Source organism: Hydrogenivirga sp., from assembly GCF_056450045.1.
Genome location: NZ_JBWONM010000010.1, coordinates 1 through 2,809, shown reverse-complemented (window position 1 = coordinate 2,809; position 2,809 = coordinate 1). Strand labels below are relative to the sequence as shown.

The 2,809-nt window shown below is 49.2% G+C and carries 4 protein-coding genes; 2 read left to right on the top strand and 2 right to left on the bottom strand.

Annotation, left to right across the window (positions count from 1 at the left end; translation table 11 throughout):
- Positions 1-489, top strand: a 489-nt coding sequence (locus AC1HCM_RS00360; RefSeq protein WP_479459788.1) for an efflux RND transporter permease subunit, incomplete at its 5' end; no start/stop codon positions are given.
- Positions 490-520: 31 nt separating this feature from the next.
- Positions 521-898, top strand: a complete 378-nt coding sequence (locus AC1HCM_RS00355; RefSeq protein WP_479459787.1) for a winged helix-turn-helix transcriptional regulator — start codon at positions 521-523, stop codon at positions 896-898.
- A 6-nt stretch (positions 899-904) separates the two neighbouring features.
- Here AC1HCM_RS00355 and AC1HCM_RS00350 read toward each other — a convergent pair whose 3' ends face one another.
- Together AC1HCM_RS00350 and AC1HCM_RS00345 are read right to left on the bottom strand one after the other, a co-directional pair.
- Complete coding sequence (locus AC1HCM_RS00350) at positions 905-1,375, bottom strand: cytochrome P460 family protein (protein ID WP_479459786.1); 471 nt, start codon at positions 1,373-1,375, stop codon at positions 905-907.
- 140 nt (positions 1,376-1,515) lie between these two features.
- Complete coding sequence (locus AC1HCM_RS00345) at positions 1,516-2,616, bottom strand: RNA-guided endonuclease InsQ/TnpB family protein (RefSeq protein WP_479459785.1); 1,101 nt, start codon at positions 2,614-2,616, stop codon at positions 1,516-1,518.
- Positions 2,617-2,809: the final 193 nt, after the last annotated feature.

Here is a 2,809-nt window from a genome sequence, read left to right as displayed (position 1 = left end):
AACAAGCTCTTTGAAACCGTTCTCGTCCTCCTTACCCTCCCCGTTGCCACCTTTGGAGGGGTCCTGCTTATGTACCTCATGGACTACAACATATCCATAGCCTCCATAGCGGGCTTTCTCGCACTTTTGGGCATAGCCGCTGAGATGGGTATAGTCATGGTGGTCTACATACAGGGCTCCCTTCTTCACACCGCCATGAGGCAGGGCGGTAAGATACAAGACAGGAAGGAAGCCTTTGAGGCTATATACAGGGGAGCTGTCAAGAGGATAAGACCCATATTCATGACCTTCTCAGCCATACTGCTCGGTCTCCTGCCAATAATGAGGGGGCACGGGACGGGAAGTGAGGTGATGTCAAGGATAGCGGCTCCCATGGTTGGAGGGATACTCTCAACCTTTATAATAGTCCTCCTCTTTATACCCGCTCTGTACGCCATATACATGGAATGGTCCGTAAGAAGGGCAAGGAGGGAAGAGTCTCAGAGTTGAGAAACCCCTCCCTATAGACTAAATTCAAGCTATGGGACTCAGCCTTCTGAGCTGTAAGTGGGCTCTCCAGATAGTCCTCCACCTCTTAGACTCTCCCAAAAGACCTTCGGAGCTAAAGAGGCTTATAGAGGGCATTGAGGAGAGGGTCCTCTTTGACAGGCTCAAGAGGCTCTGCGAGGCGGGCTTAGTGGGAAAGAAAGAGAGCTACGGCTATCCCAAGGAGACCTTCTACTACCTGAAAGAACCCGAGAAGGTCAGGGCTGTGGGCGAGTGGGCGAGCGGTCTTGACCTTCCCCTTCAGGATATAGTCTCGGTTGTCTCCTGCAGGTGGACCTTACAAAACCCGTCAGGGTCCTTTACGCTCTTACTCCTACGGGTCTTCGCCTCCTTCCCAACTTCAGGAGCTTGAGGGAGCTCATTCTTTGTAAAGGGAGAACACGTAGTCAAGCTTCTTCACCTGTGCGTGACAGCTAAAGCAGTCCTTCTTCGTGTCCCTGACGAGGCTCTTTCCCTTGCCGTCATAGGCGTAAAACCCCCAGCCACCTGTGTCCCTGAACCTCTTGGAGTCCTTTACCATGAAGGCTTCAATCTTCTTCCTACCCTCAACGAAGGCACCTCCCGAGCTCTTAGCTTCGTAAAGGAGGAACACCAACACCGAGCCGTCGGGAAACCTCCTCCCCTCACCGCTCCTGACAGCCTTCAGGGCTACATCGTTGGCATAGACGTGGTGTATCCCGCCAAAGGGGTTGTAGAGTGGGTGTTCCTTGCTGTGAATCACCATGCTCTTGACGTGGTTCCACCCTTTGTATTCTTCGGACTTGAAGAGAACACCTGCAACCGTCAAAGAGAAGCCAGCCACCAAACCCAGAAGAACCTTTCCCCTCATGGCACACCTCCTTGATTGGAATTTCTTAAGTTATTGATAAATGTCAATTTCTGAAATTAGGTCTATACGCTTCCCTCCTTTTCAGGTATCATCATCACTGTCAACTACTCCTCCCCGACAGAAGGAGCTTGCAGGTGAGGTTAGCCATGCATAGCACAGCCAAAACTCCCTACATAGGGACGGTTGACAGCGCCCCACCGGGAGGGACTTGCCTCTCCCAGTCCCGACTTCCCTTCAAGGGAAGCCAGATAGTTCTTTACTATGTTCCTGCTGGCATTGAAGTCTGCGTTGAGCTGAAATCCACACCTCACACATACAAAGTGTGCCTGGTCTTTCCTGTTCTTTCTGGAAATATGCCCGCACCTGCTACACTTCTGAGAGGTGTATCTCGCATCCACATACACAACCCTTATGCCCTTAGCCTGTGCCTTATACTCTATAAACCTCTGAAGCTGTGCAAAGTTCCAGCTGTGTATCCATCGTCTATTTCGTTTGCTTGCCCTTATTCTTCTCCTTATACCTTTAAGCTTCTCAAGAACTATCACACCACCAGCAGGAACAAGCTTTACTATCTCCCTTGCTATCTTGTGGTTAACAGCAGTCCTAAACCGTTTCTCCCTCCGCGAGAACCTCTTAAGGTGTCTTTTCGCAGAGGGAGTGCCTTTGGACTGCAGGCGTTTCCTGAGTGCTTGGTATCTCTCGGATACAGCTCTTTCTACGTCTTCAACTTCTTTTTCAACGCTGATGCTGAGGAAAAACTTTTTGAGCTTTTTGTCGTATTTGAGATTGGCAGAGGTTATCTTCCAATCAAGATACTGTCTGAAGTATTCAGGGATTTTTACCTTAAACTTCTGTCTTCCTCGGGTAGTAGCAAGGGACACCTCCCCTCTATCCAGCCAAACTGTATAGGAGCGCTTGTCATAACGGATAGCTGGATTTTTGCTTTCTGGACACCTGCTTTTGAGTCCTTTTTTCTTTCTCTTGATTGCAGACTTGAGACTTTCGGTAGCTACAACTCTTGCAGAGATTACAAGCTGAGAGGGGAGGGAGGTTTTGTCTCTGACGGTGCGATAGGTAAGCTTATGGAGCTCAACTCCATTCCAGAGCTCAGCTTCCCAACCAACTTTACAGGTATAGTTGTAAGCAAACTTATATTGTTCAAGGGTTTCAAGAAGTATTTGCTTTTGCTCTTCGGTAGGTTTAAGGACAAGTTTAAGAGCTCGTTGCAGTTTCATGTTCATATATTACTTCAATATCTGCAAACTTTCAAGCGCGGTCTCCTCCCTGCTTTAAAAAGCAGGGTTTCCGACCGTAGAGGAGGTGTTTTATGAAGCTCGCCCTTGAAAAGGTAAGCTCTGTAATACCCAAGGTCAGGGAGTACGTCCTGAAGAGGATAGGGGAGTTTGAGAGGCTGGGAAGGGAGGGAAGGACCCA